Here is a 17,991-nt window from a genome sequence, read left to right on the forward strand (position 1 = left end):
AAAGTTAGTTCATTTAACCACAAAAGGCACAAAGAAAAAACAAAGTCATAAAAGAATTTAATTTGAAAAGCCGAGAATATAATCTTCCAGCGCCTTTAATTCCTCTTCGCTCATGCTTTTGGTGATGGCGAAATTGGTTTTCATTACTTCGTATTGCGATGGGTCAACAATGGGGTCGCTTTGTTCCTGCAGAAAAGCTACAATGCTAGCCTTTTTATCTTTATAGGTTTTGGCGATTTCTTGTAGGCTTGGGCCAATTATTTTTTGGTCTGGTTTGTGACAAGCGGTGCAGTTTCCTGCGCCTTCAAAGAGTTCTTGCCCGGACACTTTTGCCGTTGTTTTATTCTCCGGTTTTCCAGAGGTTTCTTGGGTTTCCTTTTTACAAGAAACTAGTGTGCAAAGGAGTAGGATTAGTGCTAAATATTTTTTTTCATGTTTACAAAAATTCAATACCACTACTCTTTAGCCCCGATTGCAACGGCACCTTGTAGAGTGGAAAGCGGGAAAATGGATTACTGATAAAGCCCGAGCCATTCGCTCCTAAATTTTACCGCAGATTTTGAGTTTTATGGGTTTTATTTGTTCAATAAAATGGCCGCTTCTTTGGCAAAATAGGTTGAAATTAAGCTGGCGCCGGCGCGTTTGATGCACATCAATTGTTCCATCATGATTTTGTCGTGGTCGAGCCAACCTCTTTCGGAAGCCGCTTTAATCATGGCGTATTCGCCCGATACATGGAACACCGTCACCGGTACGTTAACTGCATTTTTAACTTCGCGAACGATGTCGAGATACGCAATTCCGGGTTTTACCATGACCATGTCGGCCCCTTCTTCCACATCCATTAAAGCTTCTTTGATGGCTTCGATGCGGTTGGCATAATCCATTTGGTAAGTCTTTTTATCTTTGGGAACGACTACATCGGCTTCTCTTGGGGCACTGTCTAAGGCATCGCGGAACGGACCATAAAAAGCGGAAGCATATTTTGCGGAATAGCTCATGATGCCCACATTTTCAAATCCGGCTTCGTCCAACCCTTGACGCAATCGTAAAACACGTCCGTCCATCATGTCGCTGGGCGCTACAAAATCGGCTCCGGCTTGGGCGTGAGAAACCGCCATTTTTACCAAAGCATCGTTGGTCGCATCGTTAGCAACATCCCCGTTTTCAATAATGCCGTCGTGACCGTAAATGGAGTACGGGTCTAAAGCTACATCAGGCATGACAATCATTTCCGGGCAGACCGTTTTGATAGCACGAATGGCGCGTTGCATTAGTCCGTTGGGATTCCAAGCTTCTTTACCGGTGTTATCTTTTAGGCTTTCATCTACTTTTACATAAATGTTTACCGCGCGAATGCCTAAAGCGAATAATTCTTTTACTTCTTCGACTGTTAAATCAATAGAACGACGGAAAATACCCGGCATGGATGGGATTTCGAATTTATAATTTTCACCCTCCGCGATAAACATGGGGAACATGAAATCGGCCGGACTTAATGTGGTTTCGCGAACTAAAGAACGAATGCTTTCGTTAACGCGTAATCTTCGGCCTCTTTGTAATGGGAACATAATGTTATTTTTTAAACCCAATCAATCGGATTTGTTAGTATCTTAATTAATTTTTCTTCTTCCGAATTTACTTCCGGATGATGGTCGTACACCCATTGTACATGAGGTGGTAAACTCATCAAGATGGATTCAATTCGGCCATTGGTTTTTAAACCGAATAAGGTGCCTTTGTCGTGTACTAAATTGAATTCTACGTAACGACCGCGACGGATTTCCTGCCAGTTTTTTTGTTCGGCTGTATACGATACTTCTTTTCTCTTTTCGACAATTGGAATATAGGCTTCACAGAAACTGTTGCCGACTTCGGTTACAAAGTTGTACCAATCTTCCATAGTCATTTGTTCGGTTGCTTTGCAATAATCAAAGAACAAACCACCAATACCACGCGCTTCGTTGCGGTGGGCATTCCAGAAATAGCTGTCACATTGTTTTTTGTATTTCGGATAAAAGTCGGTATTGTGTTTATCGCAAGCGGTTTTGCATGTTTGGTGAAAATGACTTGCATCTTCTTCGAACAAATAATACGGCGTTAAATCCTGCCCGCCTCCGAACCAAGAATTGATAACATTGCCGTTATCGTCATACATTTCAAAATAGCGCCAGTTGGCATGAACCGTAGGCACCATTGGGTTTTTCGGATGAATGACCAAACTCAATCCGCAGGCGAAAAAATCAGCTTCTCCTACGCCGAACATTTTTTGCATCGTATCCGGCAATTTGCCATGCACGGCCGAGATGTTGACGCCACCTTTTTCGAAAACAGCACCATTTTCAATTACTCTAGTTCTTCCGCCACCGCCTTCGGGACGTTCCCAAAGGTCTTCACGGAATTTTGCCAAACCGTCAACGGCTTCTAATCCGGAGCAGATTTGGTCTTGGAGTTGGAGTATGTATTGATAGAACTTGTCTTTCATTATTGATTGTATTCTTTCACGGCTTCAATAAACGCCTTAGCATGATCTACCGGAATGTTAGGTAAAATGCCATGGCCAAGGTTTACGATGTAATTGTCTTTGCCGAATTCGTCTATCATTTGGTGTACCATTTTCTTGATGGTTGGAATAGGCGACAATAATCTTGACGGGTCAAAATTACCTTGTAATGTGATGTTCCCTCCGGATAAATAACGGGCATTTCTTGCTGAACAAGTCCAATCTACACCAAGCGCTGAGGCTTTGGATTTGGCCATATCCCCAAGGGCAAACCAACATCCTTTTCCGAACACAATAACTTTAGTGTCTTCGGATAAGGCTTCTACGATTTGGTTGATGTATTGCCAAGAGAATTCTTTGTAATCCTCAGGAGAAAGCATGCCACCCCACGAATCAAAAATCTGAATAGCGTTACAACCGGCTTTTACTTTTTCTTTTAAATATAAAATGGTGGTATCGGTGATTTTTTGCAACAAAGTATGAGCCGCTACCGGATTGGAAAAACAAAATCCTTTGGCGGTGTCAAAGCTTTTAGACCCTTTCCCTTCAACAGTATAGCAAAAAATCGTCCACGGTGAACCGGCGAAACCAATTAACGGAACCTCATCGTTCAGCATTTCTTTGGTTAATTTAACCGCATCCATAACGTACCCCAAGGTTTCCTCAATATTAGGAACGAACACTTGGTTAACTTGTTCCATGGTACGAATTGGGTTTGGAATTATTGGTCCCAAATTATCTTTCAATTCCACATGAATTCCCATGGCGCGTGGTACTACCAAAATATCCGAAAACAAAATAGCCGCATCCGGTTTTACAATTCGGATTGGTTGTACCGTGATTTCAGCTGCTAATTCCGGGGTTTCACAACGGGTGAAGAAATCGTATTTGTCTCGCAATGCTCTGAATTCAGGCAAGTATCTTCCTGCTTGACGCATCATCCAAACGGGTGGTCTTTCAACGGTTTCGTTATTTAAGGCTCTTAAGAAAAGGTCGTTTTTTATCATTTTAATTTTTATAATATTCTATACATTTCATTATGGTACTTTCCACGGTGGGTTGGTTAGCGATGATAATATTGGGTGTCGCATACTTTAAAGCTTCCGCGGTGGTGTTGCCAATGCAAAAGCAAATTTCATCTTCAATTCGGTTTTCCTGCATATAACTTTCGGCTCCTGACGGACTGAAAAAAAGAATGCCATTCACATCAAAACCAATTTTATGCGGCGTCAAAAGTGTTTCATATACTTGTACTTCTTGCCAATTGATTTCGGCCAAAGTCATGGCATCCGGCAAAATATCGCGTCTCAAATTGCCACTGAAAAAGGTGAAACTGTTTTTCACATAACTGTTGCAAATCACAGAAGCCAACTCAGCTGCGTAATCGGAATGAGCTTCTATCTGAAAACCATTTTGTTCCAACATTGCTTTGGTTTTGCTTCCCACACAGAAACATTTTTTGGTTTTAATTTCGGCAACTTTTTTATTTCTCAGAACACTTTCTACTGCATTTTTGCTCGTAAAAATCAAATACTCATTGCTATTCTCAATCGTAAAATCTTTGTTTTGAATGGCAATAAAATCATTTTCAACTACTGAAAAATTCGCATTCAACAAGGTTTGCTTCTGTGGTTCCAAAAGCTTTTTAGTTGACACTATGCGAATTTGATTTTCCATCCTTAGTTTACATTCGGTTTGAGTTGTTTTCTAAGCTCTGTCATGATTTGATTTCCTCCGTTTTCAAGGATTTCCTGAGCAGAATGAAATCCTAACTTTTTCCATTCTTCAATAGGAACTATTTTATCTATTTCCAATTTTTGTTTTCCGTCTAAGGAGAGCAAAGTTCCTTTAAAATCTATAGTATCATTCGTTTCATTGTATTTTGCCAAAGCTCCGATTGGTGCGGTACAACCCCCTTCTAAGGTTCTTAAAAATTGTCTTTCGATATAAGTACAAATCTCGGTTTCTATATCATTTAGTTGCGAAACGGCATCAATGGTAAATGGGTCATTCCCCATGGCCACTATCACCATAGCTCCTTGTGCCGGTGCCGGAATCATCCAATCTAAATTGATAAACGTTTCCGGTTTTAAATTAATTCTTTCCAATCCTGCTGCCGCGAAAACAGCTCCGCTCCAATCGTTATCGTTTAGTTTTTGCATGCGCGTATTTACGTTTCCGCGTAAATCAACTACATTATGATTAGGGTATTTATTGAGCCATTGCGCTTGACGACGAAGACTTCCGGTGGCGATAGTTGCTTCTTTTTCTAAAAAATCCAAACTTCCTTTGTGTACCAAAATATCTAACACATTCGCGCGTTCTAAAACGGCAGCTTGTACAATTCCAATAGGTAAAGCGGTAGGTACATCTTTCATCGAATGCACGGCAATATCCACTTGACCATTGATCATGGCAATGTCTAACGTTTTGGTAAAAATTCCGGTGATTCCCAGTTCGTATAAAGGTTTGTCTAAAATGATATCCCTTGTGATTTAACGGCAACTATTTCGGTTTTATACCCTAAATCGTTGAGTTTTTTTTGAACGGTGTAGGCTTGCCAAAGTGCGAGTTCGCTGTCGCGAGTTCCTATACGTATGGTTTTTTCAGTCACTTTGTTGATGGTTTATTTATGCGAAAGTCGCCTTAAAAAGCGACAATTAAAAAAATGATTTCTCTTGGTCTAATTGAAATACTTTTTCAATCCATTCAATGCCTTCATCCATTGCATCGCCATCTTTGAGGTGATTTACAAAATGGTTGGTGATTTTTTGGATGATGCGGTTGCTGATTAATTCGGCTTGCTCTTCATCGAAGTTTGACAGTTTTTTGCGTTGTACATTTAACTCGCCTTCTTTGATAGAATTTAGTTTTTCTTTAAGTGCCTGAATGGTTGGTGCAAATTTTCGGTTTTTGGCCCAAGCCATAAACTCTTCTTTGATTTCTTCGATAATTGCTTCCGCTGCCGGAATATGTAGTTTGCGATTTTCTAAAGTTTCGTCAGTAATTTGAGAAAGGTGATCTAAGTGAATCAAAGTTACCCCTTCTATTTGTTGTACATTTTCGTGAACGTTTTTCGGAATCGACAAATCTAAAATCAACAATGGTTTTTTAAGATTCAAGATTGTTTTGTCAATCGTTGGATTCTGTGCGCCGGTAGCCACAATCACCACATCGGCTTTTTGCAATTCTAACTGTAAGTCGGCGTAATCTTTTACTACCAAGTCCAGTTTTTGAGCTAATTTTTCGGCTTTATCTTTGGTACGATTGATTAAGGTAATTTGTTCGTGTTTGGTGTGTTTCACCAAGTTTTCACAAGTATTTCTGCCTATTTTTCCTGTTCCGAAAAGCAAGATGTTCTTATTGGCAATGTCCTCTACATTTCTGAAGATGTATTGCACCGAAGCAAAAGAAACCGAAGTAGCTCCGGTAGAAATCTCCGTATCGGTTTTGATTTTTTTGCTGGCTTGAATAACCGAATTTACCAATCTTTCTAAAAAAGCATTTACCAAACCATTGGATTTACTTTCGTTGAAAGCAATTTTAATTTGGCTGATGATTTCAAAATCGCCTAAAATTTGACTATCTAAACCTGTTCCCACACGGAACATATGGTTGATTGCTTCTTGATTTTTATAAATATAAGCCACTTCCTGAAACTCAGGAACCGACCCTTGGCTGTTTTCGCAAAGTAATTTGATTAACTCATATGGATGATTAGCGAAACCGTAAATTTCAGTTCGGTTACAAGTTGACGTAACGATTAACGCTTCAATCCCCTCGGCCTCGGCTTGCATCAATAGCGTTGATTTGGCTTTAGCATCCAAACTGAATTTTCCTCTGATTTCAGCATCAGCTTTTTTATAACTTAATCCAACGGCGTAAAAAGAGGTATGTTTCGACATATTAAAATTTTCCATAGACTACTTTCCTTAAAAAGTTCAACAAAAATATTACTATACAATTTATAAAAGTAACGCTATAGGGACTTTTTGTATCGCTGTGAGATATTTTGTTTGTGAAATACCTTTTTAGCGTTATTTATCATAAATTTGCAATGAAATCAAGTGCTCCCAAATTCTTTATATAGATTCATTCTAAATAAGATTTTTAGTTGACTTCAAAATCATATACGAAAAAATATCGCTATGGGTTCTCAGGAAATAATAACAATTGAAAATGATTTCACCCTCATTCGTTTTCAAAACGACGGAAATGAAAACTTTCATGTGAAAAAGCACATCCAGCAAGGGCTTATTCAATTTCACTTTGGTATCAAAGGCAAAGCTAAATTTGTCTTCAACCAAGGAAATTACGCTTTGGACTTGAAAGAAGAGAAGTCCTTATTATTCTACAATCCGCAAAAAGAACTGCCTTTGGATTTAGAATTAGCGCCTAACTCTTGGGTGATTTCGGTGATTGTTTCTATTCAAAAGTTTCATTCTTTGTTTACCAATCAATCGGATCATATCCCGTTTTTGAGTCCGGAAAACAACGATAAAAAATATTATAAAGAAGAAAATATCAGTCCGTCAATGGCTATTGTATTGAGTCAAATGTTTCATTACACTTTGAATCCTTCCATCAAAAACCTATATTACAAAGGCAAAGGCTACGAATTATTAAGCTTGTATTTCAACCGAAATGAAGACCCTGATGCTGAGCAATGTCCGTTTCTTATCGATGAAGACAATGTAATGAAAATCAAAAAAGCGAAAGAAATTATTATTGCCAACATGACGGAACCACCCGGTTTACAAGAACTAGCTGATGAAATTGGGTTGAATTTGAAAAAACTTAAAATGGGTTTCAAGCAAATTTATGGCGACACCGTTTATGGTTTTCTTTTCGATTACAAAATGGATTATGCCCGACAATTATTAGATTCCGGATCATATAATGTGAATGAAGTGGGACTCAAAATTGGGTACAGCACCGGGAGTCATTTTATAGCTGCTTTCAAGAAAAAGTTTGCTACGACGCCCAAAAAATATCTAATGTCCATAAATCAAAATACAGCCTAGCATCCATTTCGTATATGCTGGTATCAATAAAAAATGTAAGTACAACCAAAGCTAAAAAAGAAGTTTTATTACTTTTAAAAAATTAAAATTGCCAAAATGAAAGGAGTATTATTAGTCAATCTCGGGTCGCCCGAAAGCCCTACAGCCAAAGATGTAAAGCCTTATTTAGATGAATTTTTAATGGATAAATACGTGATTGACGTACCATTTTTATTGCGTGCCTTATTGGTTCGCGGTATCATTTTGCAAACCCGACCCAAAAAATCGGCAGAAGCCTATGAAAAAATATGGACTTCGGAAGGTTCTCCTTTAGTAGTAATTTCAAAAAAAATGCATCAAAAAGTTGAAAAACTGGTTGATGTTCCGGTGGCTCTGGCTATGCGTTACGGCTCAATGACCATTCAAAAAGGATTACAGGAATTAAAAGACAAAGGTGTAACCGAAGTCATGTTATTGGCTTTGTATCCGCAATATGCGATGGCGTCAACCACTACCATTTGGGCCTTGGCAGACGAATTACAAAAAACACATTTTCCGGAAATGACCATTACCAAAGTTCCGGCTTTTTATAACAAACCCGACTTTATTAAAACCTTGGCCAATTCCATCAAAAAACATTTGGAAGGCTTTGAATACGACCACTTATTGTTTTCTTATCACGGCATCCCTAAACGTCATATTCGCAAGACTGATGTTACTAAATCCCATTGTACTATTGATGGCAAATGTTGTGTAACAGCATCACCTGCACATGAGTTTTGTTACCGCCACCAATGTTACGAAACCACAAGACAAGTAGTTGAATTGCTTGGAATTCCGGAAGGCAAATACAGCCAAACCTTCCAATCACGCTTGGCGGGGGACAAATGGTTAACGCCTTACACCGATGTTGAAATTAATAATATGCCTGAAAAAGGAATTAAAAAATTGGCCGTAGTAACACCGGCTTTTGTTTCTGATTGTTTAGAAACTTTAGAAGAAATTGCCATGCGTGCCAACGAAGAATTTATTGAACATGGTGGTCAAGAATTCTTGGCCGTTCCTTGTTTGAACGATGAAGACGAATGGTGTCAAGTGGTAGCCAACTGGGTAAAAGATTGGAATAGTAAAAGCTAATTAATCATCTATGAAAACCAAACTAGCATTACTCATTCTTCTGTGCAGTTCCTTTGTTTTCAGTCAAAACATTGTGGAATGCAATGCGAAAAAATCGTATTGGATTATCCAAAACAACAAGGATTCCTATGCCATTGAACTCTTGGGAAAAGTGAAAAAAACGGACAATGTCAACCTGATTGCGTTGAATAATTTGCCTTTGCAAAGTTTGTTAGTTGATAAAAGCAAATTTGTTAATGCCGAAAACAAAGACGATCATTTCGAAATACTGAAGGCTTACGTCGAAGGCGAACACGAGTATTTGAACACCCAGTTTAAAACTGAACTCGAATTAAAAATGTTCAAAATTGAAATCAAAGGCAGTATGACCAGTATATTTTGGTATTTTAAGCTACCCGAAGGCCAAAATGCAGAAGTGACCTCGCAATTGTTTGCCAGCATGATTATGGATGATAAGATTTTTGGGCTTTCTACTTCCCAATTCAAAAGTCAGGATTTTCAAAAACTGCAATACCAATTGTTGGACACTTTGTATTCGGTTAAAAAAATCGATTCGGATAAAAATCTTTGCAATTAAATGGAATACTACAATTACATAAAATCACTGCACCTCATCTTTGTCATCACTTGGTTTGCGGGCTTGTTTTACATTGTTCGTTTGTTTGTGTACCAAATTGAAGCCAAGGACAAACCTTCTCCGGAAAAAGAAATTCTGCTGAAGCAATACAAAATCATGACGTATCGTTTATGGTATATCATCACTTGGCCGAGTGCTGTTTTAGCTACTCTTTTTGCCTTATTCTTGTTGCATTTAATGCCGGCTTGGTTGCAAATGCCGTGGATGCAGGTCAAGTTGGGGTTTGTAGTTTTACTGTTTGCTTATCATTTTAAATGCCATCAGATATATAAACAACTGCAAAATGACGAATTCAAGTACAGCTCCAACTTTATGCGCTTGTGGAATGAAGGCGCAACCATCATTCTTTTTGCTGTTGTTTTTTTAGTAATTTTAAAAAATGCTTTCAACTGGATTTATGGCGTTGTCGGAATCGTTTTGTTTTCGGTTTTGATTATGCTGGGCTTTAAATTTTACAAACGAATTCGAGAGAAAAACAAATCCTAAACCATGCTCAACGGCTTCAAAATGTCAATGCTGTCACTCCGAATCAGGATATTCCTGTCGATGATTATATTGATTGTGATTGCTTCCGTTTTGATGGCTTCTATTTCGATTATTCAGTTTAAAAATGAAGCCAAAGAATACCATCAAGAGCGTTTAGACCGAAAAGAAAATGCCATTAAAGAGCACATCAACTACGTGCTTTCAACCACCACCTATCCGCTGACCCAAGCAAATTTGCCTTTGATTTTTAAAGATAAAATTCACGAGCTAGCCGATATTCATAATCTTGATATTAACATTTATTCCTTGAACGGGAAACTGCTGAAGTCTTCCAAAGCCACCTTTTCTGTAGATAAAGTGGCACCGCCTATTCCTAAATACATTATCAATTTAGTAGAATCTTCGGTTGAAAAAAGGTATGTTGATATTAAAAATGTTAATGGTATTAAAAACCGTTCTTCTTACAGTCAGATTAAAGATGATAAGTTCAAACCGCTAGGAATTCTGAACATTCCTTATGTAGAAGATGACGGTTTTTATGAAAATGAGTTGCAGCAATTCTTGTTGCGTTTGAGCCAGGTCTATTCTTTTATGTTGATTGTTGCTTTTGCTTTGGCCTATTTCCTTTCGACGTATATCACTAAATCTTTAAAAACGATTTCCGATAAAATCAACGAAACGAGCCTGAATCAAAAAAATGAGAAAATCGTCATTGAAGCCAACAGTAAAGAAATCAACTTACTGATCAAAGCCTACAACGGCATGGTTGACAAACTCGAGGAAAGTGCTGCTAAATTGGCGCAAAGCGAGCGAGAACAGGCTTGGCGTGAAATGGCTAAACAAGTGGCTCACGAAATCAAAAATCCATTAACCCCAATGCGTTTGACGGTACAGAGTTTCCAACGGAAATTTGACCCGAATGATCCGGAATTAAAACAAAAACTGAACGATTATTCGAAAACCTTAATACAGCAAATTGATACGATGACTGCGGTGGCTTCGGCTTTTTCTAACTTTGCTTCGATGCCGGCACAGCAAAACGAAACCTTGAATGTAGTGCAAGTGGTTGAATTAGCTTTGGATATTTTCAATGAAGAGTTTATCACTTTTGAAAGCAACAACAGCTATATTGTTACTAAACTTGACCGAACGCAACTAATCCGAATCATTACCAATTTGGTTAAAAATGCTATTCAATCCATACCTGATGAACAAGAAGAAAAACAGGTTTTGGTTTCGGTAAATGAGGTGGAAAACAACGTTATCATTTCAGTAAAAGACAACGGCAGCGGCATTGAGCCTGAACATATTGAACATGTCTTTGAACCCAAATTCACCACCAAAACCAGTGGCATGGGATTGGGATTGGGAATTATTAAAAACATTATCGAAAATTACAAAGGAACTATTACATTTGAAACCGAACTCGGAAAAGGCTCTACTTTTATTGTGTCGCTTCCTATTGTTAAATAAAACTACAAACTATGAACTTCGAAAACATACTCGTTGCTGTTGAAAACGGCATTGGACAAATTACCATCAACCGTCCGACAAAATTGAATGCCCTTAATATAGCGACCATTCAGGAATTGCATAACGCTTTGGAAAGCCTTGACGGCAATGAAGAAGTCAGAACCATTATTATAACTGGCGAAGGCGAAAAGGCTTTTGTGGCTGGTGCCGATATTTCGGAATTTGCTAATTTTTCGGTAGAAGAAGGTGCACAATTGGCGGCTCAAGGACAGGAGTTATTATTCGATTTTGTCGAAAATTTGAAAACACCAACTATAGCTGCCGTCAACGGATTTGCGCTTGGTGGCGGATTAGAATTGGCCATGGCCTGTCATTTCCGAATTGCTTCAGACAATGCTAAAATGGGATTACCGGAAGTTTCTTTAGGCGTAATTCCGGGTTATGGCGGAACGCAACGTTTGCCGCAATTAATAGGAAAAGGACGTGCGATGGAAATGATTATGACAGCAGGAATGATTTCGGCCGAAGAAGCTTTTCGTGCCGGATTGGTCAACCATGTTGTACCACAAGCCGAACTTTTAACTTTCACCAAATCATTGGCACAACGCATTATGAAAAATTCGCCGACAGCCATTAGTAAAGCCATCAAAGCGATTAATGCTAATTTTAAAGAAGGCGTTAATGGTTACGAAACTGAAATCAGAAACTTTGGAAAATGTTTTGGTACCGAAGATTTTAAAGAAGGAACCACTGCCTTTTTAGAGAAAAGAAAAGCGGAGTTTACCGGGAAATAAAATTATGAAGTCATTTTTTCATCTAACGCTGATAATATTGTTCTTTTCTGGTGGGCTTTTGGCACAAAATGCCGCTTCCCCATTGATGAAAAGTGATGTTTTTCAGGACGAGTATAAAAATTCTGTCATCCTTTTGGCTGAGAAAAATTCGGTTGGAGATGTAACTATGGTGCGTTCTTACAAAGGCAGTATGCTTTCTCAGGGCGAAGGTTTTTACATTGAAAATTATGATGCCAACTTAAAATTCAAAAAGGCATTTGATTATGAAATGAAGCATCCCAATTATCAAAAATACAACTTGATTTTGGGTGTTTTCAGTATGAAAAACAACCTTCATTTTATAGAGTTTTATTATGACTTGAATGAAAAATATTTTGTGTGCGTCGATAACATGTTGAGCGAAGATTTTAAGACCTCCAAAAAAGAGTTGTTTCGCCTTTCAAGAGAAGAGATGAAGAGCCTAGGGTATTTCGATTTGCAGAGCAAATTTTACAAACGATCCAAACAAATTTGGACCAATGAAAACAACGGAGATTTATATGCCGAAGACGAATCAGGAAGACTAAATGATTTCCACCGCATTTTCTTTTCGGGTGACGGACGTTACAATTACTCCAGTCTGTACGGCAGCGGTTCCCAAGGCAGCGGTTCAGATATTACTCTGGTAATAAACGAAGAAAAAAACGCTTTTTTACTGGCTTTGGATGGTGTACAACAGGAAAAAGACGGCTTGAAACTATATGTTTTTGATGCTGATTCTAATAAAAAAATGGATTTATTCTATACCAGCAATGCCCCAGACCGAAAGTGTTTCTTCGAAAACATCCAACTTGCAGAGCACGGCGAAGCAGTTTATCTTGTATCTAAAGAATATACCGCAGATGCCAAGAAAAAAACACAAGGAGGAAAATACTTCTTTGAGTTTACCAAAATTACGGATACCAAAAATACCTCAGCAACTATTGACACTCAAGAACATTTTATTGGCAACCTGAAAACGGTTTACCATAATAATGAACTTATTATTCTTGGTTTTTATTCGGATGTAAAAGATTTTAAATATTCCGGAATTAGCTGTTTCAAGTTAGATCCGGTTACATTACAACTCAAAAACACGAATTATAATCCGTTTACAAAGCAATTCCTTTTTGACAAATATGGAGACAAGAGCAGTTCTACATTGAAAAACATTAGTTTTAAAAATGTGTTTTTTACTGAGAACAACGACATTATTTTCAATGCCGAAGAAAATTATATAATGGTTTCACCTAATGCTATGGCTCCGGGTGGCGGAATGGGTGGCGGCGGAACAATTCATTTTTGTTATGACGATATTGTAATTGCAAAATTAAACCCCGAAGGGAAACTGCTTTGGGCCAGAAATATTAATAAAAAACAATCTACCGTTGACGATGATAATTCATTCATTTCCTATACGGCCGCACAAAACAAAGACAAAACCCAATTGTTCCTCAACACCAAAGACAAGATCAAAAAACTTCGAAATGACCGAATTGAGTTTGGTCAAACCAGTAAAAACAAATCCAATCTTAATCAGATTACCATAAATGCTAATGGTGATTTTGATTATCAGGAAATTTTGGATGATGAGCAAAATGAAGTGCCATTCATGGTTTCAAGAGGTGCTGTCATTAATAATTCCGTTTACTTTTTGGGAAGAAAAGGAAAAAACAAACAACTACTGAAAATAACCTTGTAACAAAAAAAGAGAACCAATTGGTTTCTTTTTTATTTTTCTCCATCCCATTCGGCATAAAATTGCGATAAGAAATTTTCCATGTAACGGTGGCGTTCTGCTGCTATATTTTTACCTGTTTGGGTATTCATCTTATCTTTCAAGAGCAATAGCTTTTCATAAAAATGATTAATGGTAGGCGATTCGGATTTTTTATATTCTTCCTTACTCATATTAAGATTTGGCTGAATATTCGGATTGTATAATGCTCTGTTTTTAAATCCACCATAATTGAAACAACGGGCAATGCCAATCGCACCAATCGCATCTAGACGGTCGGCATCCTGCACAATTTGAAGTTCTTTTGAACTGAATTGCTTTTCAAAATTCCCGCCTTTAAACGAAATGTTTTCAATGATGTTGATGATGTGAAGAATGATTTCTTCTGAAACATTTTCACCTTCCAGAAAGGCACGAGCGGTTTTTGGACCAACCATTTCGTCGCCATTATGAAATTTACTATCTGCAATATCATGAAGCAAAGCTCCCAATTTTACAACCGTTATATCGCAAGTTTCCCCTTCGGCAATTAAGAGCGCATTTTTATAAACGCGTTCTATGTGAAACCAATCGTGTCCGCCTTCGGCGTTTTCGAGTTGTTGTTTTACAAAACGTATGGTAGCATCAATTATTGACATATCGTAATTTGAATAAAAAATCCTTTCGTTTTGGGAAAGGATTATAGTTGTTTTATTTGAACATTGGAGGTTGTACCCAAGAGAACATTTTTTCTTCGCCCGGAACCACCATTCGCTCAGCAATTCTGGTCATTCTGGCTGGTAGTTTCAATAAATAATCTCTCGCTTTTTCGGCTTCATCAGTCAGGTTCCCCAATTTATCGATTTCCCATTTTTTGTTTAGTTTATCCAAAATATCAACATAATCTAAAGCGGTATAAACTCCTATGCGTTGTGCGGATTCCGAAAATTTCTCAAAAGCAGCTCCGATACTTTCTCCTGATTCACGGATTAAATTGGCCGGCATGGTAATTTTTTTCTTCATCATGTACTCAAACGCCAATAGCATTTCGCTAGGGTCGATGCTGAAAATACGGTTTACAAATTCACTGTAGGCCAAATGATGACGCATCTCGTCACCGGCTATGATTTTGCAAATTTTAGACAATTTATTATCACCATATTTCTTTGCTAATTGGGCTACTCTATTGTGGGAAACATAAGTTGCTAATTCTTGAAAACTAGTGAACACAAAGTTTTTATAAGGATCTCTACCTGTTCCCGGATCAAAACCATCATTGATCAAATGTTGGGTAGTGATTTCCACTTCACGCATGTTCACACGACCGGATAGGTACAAATATTTGTTTAGTAAATCTCCGTGACGGTTCTCTTCTCCGGTCCATTGTCGCAGCCATTTTGCCCAGCCATTGTCTCCGGTTTCTCCTTTTTGGGTAACGCCTTCCACATCCATCAGCCAGGTTTCGTAAGTAGGCAAAGCTTCTTCTGTGATGGTATCACCAACTAATGTTACCCAAAAGTCATAGGGTAACTCTTTAGCAATTTCGCGCAGTTCTCTTACTTCCTCGAAAAAATTGTCTCCTTCGGAATTAGGCAACAAATCACTGGGTTGCCAAATTTTTTCTACCGGAATTAAAAATTCATCCACAAAAGTGTCGATGTCTTTTTCTAAAAATTGCATGACTTCAAGTCGGATATTCTTTTGAGGCATTTTTTGCTACGTTTTAATTGATTGTTTGACCGCTTGCTCTGTTTTTTCCATTAATTCTTCAAACGAAAAATCCTTCACTGCCATTGGTTCATAAATGATAAACTGCAAACGATTACCTAATCCCATGGGAAAGGCCCCAAATTTAACCATTTTCCACGAATTATTAATGGTAATTGGGACAACATACGCAGATGGTGCATATTTACATAAGATTTTTAGACCACTTTGGGCAAATTCTTTTGGTTCTCCGTTTTTACTTCGGGTCCCTTCGGGGAAAATCACAGCGGAGCGTTTGTATTTTTCAATGTATTCCGACAATCCTTTAATTACCGGGATGGCTTGCTTAGGATCTTTTCTGTCAATCAGCACAGAACCGCCGTGACGCAAATTATAGGAAACACTGGGGATGCCTTTTCCGAGTTCTTTTTTGCTGACAAACTTAGCGTGGAATCTTCGCAAATGCCAAATAATCCCAACAATATCATACAGACTCTGATGATTGGCCACAAAAATTATCGGTGCGTTTTCAGGAATACGTTCTTTGTTTTCAAAAGTATAAGTAGTTCCTAAAATATTGGTGCATTTGGTCAAAAAGAAATTCAGGTAATCTACACTTTTTTTGTGTGCCTGATAGCCAAAAACATTGAAACAAACCCACTGAATGGGATGAAAAATCACCAAACATAATCCGAAACACAGGTAATAAACTACTGATATGGGGTATGAAATTAGTTTTTCCATAAAGTGAAAATTGAGGACAAAAATAGGTAAAAATCAAAGGATGAAATATAAAACCAAGATAAAAAAACATTAAAAATTAACATAATATACACTTTTCGCACACTTCTTCACCACTAAATCCCTCTACCTTTAAAGTTAAAATAATTGCTGTCCTAAGGGAGGAAATAATTTGTTCAAAACTCATCTGTTTTGTATCCTATTCCATCAAAAAAAGCATTATTTTTATGCCACTAAATTTTTTAAAAATGAGTTCAGAAAAAGAAGCAAAATTAAAAGCATTACAATTAACCCTAGATAAATTAGACAAAGCTTACGGCAAAGGAACCGTGATGAAAATGGGGGACAAAGCGGTAGAAGAGGTAGAAGTTATTCCTTCCGGTTCGCTTGGTTTAGATTTAGCTTTGGGAGTAAACGGATATCCTAAAGGAAGAGTTATCGAAATATACGGTCCGGAATCATCGGGTAAAACCACTTTAACATTGCATGCTATTGCCGAAGCCCAAAAAGCCGGTGGTATAGCTGCTTTTATTGATGCAGAACATGCTTTTGACCGAAACTATGCCGAGAAATTGGGTGTAGATATTGAAAACCTTATCATCTCACAACCGGACAACGGAGAGCAAGCATTAGAAATCGCCGAAAACCTAATCCGCTCAGGAGCTATTGATATTGTGGTTATTGACTCGGTTGCGGCCTTGACGCCAAAAAGCGAAATCGAAGGCGAAATGGGAGATTCAAAAATGGGATTACACGCTCGTTTGATGTCACAAGCTTTAAGAAAATTAACGGGAACCATCAGCAAAACGAATTGTACGGTTTTCTTCATCAACCAGTTGAGAGAAAAAATCGGTGTTATGTTTGGAAATCCTGAAACGACTACCGGGGGAAATGCTTTAAAATTCTATGCTTCAGTTCGTTTAGATATCCGTCGTTCCTCACAAATTAAAGACGGCGAAAATGTGATTGGAAACCGAACCAAAGTAAAAGTGGTAAAAAACAAAGTGGCTCCTCCTTTTAAAACCGCTGAATTTGATATTATGTATGGCGAAGGTGTTTCAAAAACCGGTGAAATTCTTGACTTAGCCGTTGAATTTGAAATCATCAAAAAGGCGGGTTCATGGTTTAGCTATGGTGATACCAAACTAGGACAAGGACGAGATGCAGTGAAAGTCTTAATCAAAGACAATCCGGAACTGGCTGATGAGCTAGAACAAAAAATAAAAGATCTTATAAAAGAGAATAATGCTTAATACCAGAAACCCGAAAATTTTCGGGTTTTTTTATTACCTTAACGCAACCTTTGAATTAAATAAACATCTAACAACAAATTGATTTTCCATTATGAAAAAAATAATTTCCCTCTTTGCGCTTTTTTTCATCTTTAATTCTTGTTCAACAGATAACGGAGAGAGTTTTTTGTTTGAATTAGTCCCAGTTACCAGTGTAGACATTCCTTCGGAATTTACTTTAGGGGATACATATCAGATTACGATGCATTATAACAGACCTACTTCATGCCATGTTTTTAACGGTATTTATTATGACAAAAAAATAGACGCTGAAACTTCTAAAAACATACGAACGATAGCCATAGAAAATGCAGTAGCACAAAATAACAATTGTCAAACGCTAACCAACAACGAGGTTGACTATTCCTTCAACTTTCAAGTAACCAGCAGTAATCCTTATATTTTTAAGTTTTGGCAGGGTAAAGACGCCGATGGCAATAATATTTTTTTAGAGATTGAAGTGCCCGTAAATTAACAACAAAC

General features: G+C 37.8%; 18 protein-coding genes and 1 pseudogene. 9 read left to right on the top strand and 10 right to left on the bottom strand.

Annotation, left to right across the window (positions count from 1 at the left end):
- Positions 1–57: 57 nt before the first annotated feature.
- The 7 genes and pseudogenes from GUU89_RS04175 to hemA form a co-directional block, all read right to left on the bottom strand.
- Positions 58–450 (bottom strand): c-type cytochrome, encoded by a 393-nt coding sequence (locus tag GUU89_RS04175; protein ID WP_235921972.1) that lies wholly within the window; start codon positions 448–450, stop codon positions 58–60.
- 125 nt (positions 451–575) lie between these two features.
- Positions 576–1,571 (bottom strand): porphobilinogen synthase, encoded by a 996-nt coding sequence (gene hemB, locus GUU89_RS04180; protein ID WP_162126748.1) that lies wholly within the window; start codon positions 1,569–1,571, stop codon positions 576–578.
- Positions 1,572–1,582: 11 nt separating this feature from the next.
- Positions 1,583–2,485 (bottom strand): oxygen-dependent coproporphyrinogen oxidase, encoded by a 903-nt coding sequence (gene hemF, locus GUU89_RS04185; protein ID WP_162126749.1) that lies wholly within the window; start codon positions 2,483–2,485, stop codon positions 1,583–1,585.
- Positions 2,485–3,510, bottom strand: a complete 1,026-nt coding sequence (gene hemE, locus GUU89_RS04190) for a uroporphyrinogen decarboxylase (RefSeq protein WP_162126750.1) — start codon at positions 3,508–3,510, stop codon at positions 2,485–2,487. Before hemE ends, hemF begins: the two co-directional genes overlap by 1 nt.
- A 1-nt stretch (position 3,511) precedes the next feature.
- A complete protein-coding gene (locus tag GUU89_RS04195; RefSeq protein WP_162126751.1) occupies positions 3,512–4,180 on the bottom strand; it encodes a uroporphyrinogen-III synthase in 669 nt (222 codons plus the stop codon).
- Positions 4,181–4,182: 2 nt separating this feature from the next.
- A pseudogene (gene hemC / locus GUU89_RS04200) lies at positions 4,183–5,117 on the bottom strand (hydroxymethylbilane synthase).
- 46 nt (positions 5,118–5,163) lie between these two features.
- On the bottom strand, positions 5,164–6,423 hold the full coding sequence (gene hemA / locus GUU89_RS04205) for a glutamyl-tRNA reductase (protein ID WP_162126752.1): 1,260 nt from the start codon (positions 6,421–6,423) through the stop codon (positions 5,164–5,166).
- Between the two features lie 228 nt (positions 6,424–6,651).
- Between hemA and GUU89_RS04210 the strand changes: the two genes are divergently transcribed.
- The 7 genes from GUU89_RS04210 to GUU89_RS04240 all read left to right on the top strand — a co-directional run bounded on the left by GUU89_RS04210 (position 6,652) and on the right by GUU89_RS04240 (position 13,753).
- Positions 6,652–7,527: a helix-turn-helix domain-containing protein gene (locus tag GUU89_RS04210; RefSeq protein ID WP_162126753.1), complete on the top strand. Its 876-nt coding sequence runs from the start codon at positions 6,652–6,654 to the stop codon at positions 7,525–7,527.
- Positions 7,528–7,623: 96 nt separating this feature from the next.
- Positions 7,624–8,643, top strand: a complete 1,020-nt coding sequence (gene hemH / locus GUU89_RS04215; protein ID WP_162126754.1) for a ferrochelatase — start codon at positions 7,624–7,626, stop codon at positions 8,641–8,643.
- Positions 8,644–8,653: 10 nt separating this feature from the next.
- Entirely contained in the window at positions 8,654–9,220 is a 567-nt protein-coding gene (locus GUU89_RS04220; protein WP_162126755.1) for a hypothetical protein, read from the top strand.
- The gene (locus tag GUU89_RS04225) at positions 9,221–9,766 is read left to right on the top strand and encodes a CopD family protein (protein WP_162126756.1); all 546 of its coding nucleotides are present in this window, start codon (positions 9,221–9,223) and stop codon (positions 9,764–9,766) included. It begins immediately after the preceding gene.
- Between the two features lie 3 nt (positions 9,767–9,769).
- Positions 9,770–11,239, top strand: a complete 1,470-nt coding sequence (locus GUU89_RS04230; protein WP_394350906.1) for a sensor histidine kinase — start codon at positions 9,770–9,772, stop codon at positions 11,237–11,239.
- Positions 11,240–11,250: 11 nt separating this feature from the next.
- Positions 11,251–12,033, top strand: coding sequence for an enoyl-CoA hydratase/isomerase family protein (locus tag GUU89_RS04235; RefSeq protein WP_162126757.1), 783 nt, complete (start codon positions 11,251–11,253; stop codon positions 12,031–12,033).
- A 4-nt stretch (positions 12,034–12,037) separates the two neighbouring features.
- Positions 12,038–13,753 carry a hypothetical protein gene (locus tag GUU89_RS04240; RefSeq protein WP_162126758.1) on the top strand — a complete coding sequence of 572 codons (1,716 nt, stop codon included), beginning with the start codon at positions 12,038–12,040 and terminating at the stop codon, positions 13,751–13,753.
- A gap of 29 nt (positions 13,754–13,782) precedes the next feature.
- On the opposite strand, the gene GUU89_RS04245 is transcribed toward GUU89_RS04240, so the two are convergent.
- Genes GUU89_RS04245 through GUU89_RS04255 form a run of 3 tightly spaced genes read right to left on the bottom strand, consistent with a single transcriptional unit; the run spans position 13,783 to position 16,219 of the window.
- Positions 13,783–14,427 (bottom strand): HD domain-containing protein, encoded by a 645-nt coding sequence (locus GUU89_RS04245; protein WP_162126759.1) that lies wholly within the window; start codon positions 14,425–14,427, stop codon positions 13,783–13,785.
- Positions 14,428–14,479: 52 nt separating this feature from the next.
- On the bottom strand, positions 14,480–15,478 hold the full coding sequence (locus GUU89_RS04250; RefSeq protein ID WP_162126760.1) for an acyl-ACP desaturase: 999 nt from the start codon (positions 15,476–15,478) through the stop codon (positions 14,480–14,482).
- Positions 15,479–15,484: 6 nt separating this feature from the next.
- A complete protein-coding gene (locus tag GUU89_RS04255; RefSeq protein ID WP_162126761.1) occupies positions 15,485–16,219 on the bottom strand; it encodes a lysophospholipid acyltransferase family protein in 735 nt (244 codons plus the stop codon).
- A gap of 245 nt (positions 16,220–16,464) precedes the next feature.
- On the opposite strand from GUU89_RS04255, the gene recA reads away from it, so the two are divergent.
- Both recA and GUU89_RS04265 read left to right on the top strand, forming a co-directional pair.
- Positions 16,465–17,469 carry a recombinase RecA gene (gene recA, locus GUU89_RS04260; protein ID WP_162126762.1) on the top strand — a complete coding sequence of 335 codons (1,005 nt, stop codon included), beginning with the start codon at positions 16,465–16,467 and terminating at the stop codon, positions 17,467–17,469.
- Between the two features lie 91 nt (positions 17,470–17,560).
- Complete coding sequence (locus tag GUU89_RS04265) at positions 17,561–17,983, top strand: hypothetical protein (RefSeq protein ID WP_162126763.1); 423 nt, start codon at positions 17,561–17,563, stop codon at positions 17,981–17,983.
- Positions 17,984–17,991 lie beyond the last annotated feature (8 nt).

This window comes from Flavobacterium phycosphaerae (genome assembly GCF_010119235.1).
Classification (GTDB): Bacteria; Bacteroidota; Bacteroidia; order Flavobacteriales; family Flavobacteriaceae; genus Flavobacterium; species Flavobacterium phycosphaerae.